This is a genomic window from Terrisporobacter petrolearius, from assembly GCF_020748185.1.
In the GTDB taxonomy this organism is placed as follows: domain Bacteria; phylum Bacillota; class Clostridia; order Peptostreptococcales; family Peptostreptococcaceae; genus Terrisporobacter; species Terrisporobacter petrolearius.
Genome location: NZ_JAHZMO010000178.1, coordinates 1 through 455 on the forward strand (window position 1 = coordinate 1; position 455 = coordinate 455).

Annotated in this window: 2 protein-coding genes; both read left to right on the forward strand. The window is 51.4% G+C overall.

What is annotated here, in order from left to right:
* Entirely contained in the window at window positions 1-132 is a 132-nt protein-coding gene (gene rpsU, locus K0040_RS20200; protein ID WP_438948021.1) for a 30S ribosomal protein S21, read from the forward strand.
* A 110-nt stretch (window positions 133-242) separates the two neighbouring features.
* A partial coding sequence (locus K0040_RS20205) for a CHC2 zinc finger domain-containing protein (protein WP_228110463.1) occupies window positions 243-455 on the forward strand: 213 nt, incomplete at its 3' end.

Below are 455 nucleotides of genomic sequence, written 5' to 3' on the forward strand. Positions count from 1 at the left end.
CTGGCGGAAGTTCGTCGTCGTGAGTTCTATGAAAAACCGACTACCGAACGTAAGCTCGCTAAAGCTTCTGCAGTGAAACGTCACGCGAAGAAACTGGCTCGCGAAAACGCACGCCGCACTCGTCTGTACTAATTCCCCGAGAGCGTTGCTCTCCGATCAGACCGAGTTGTAGTTGTAAGGCCGTGCTTCCGAAAGGAATGCGCGGCTTATTTTCGTTTATGAATTGCTAAAAATCGGGGCCTATGGCTGGACGAATCCCACGCGTATTCATTAATGATCTGCTGGCACGCACTGACATCGTCGATCTGATCGATGCCCGTGTGAAGCTGAAAAAGCAGGGCAAGAATTTCCACGCGTGTTGTCCATTCCACAACGAGAAAACCCCGTCATTCACCGTTAACGGTGAGAAACAGTTTTACCACTGCTTTGGATGTGGCGCGCACGGCAACGCGATC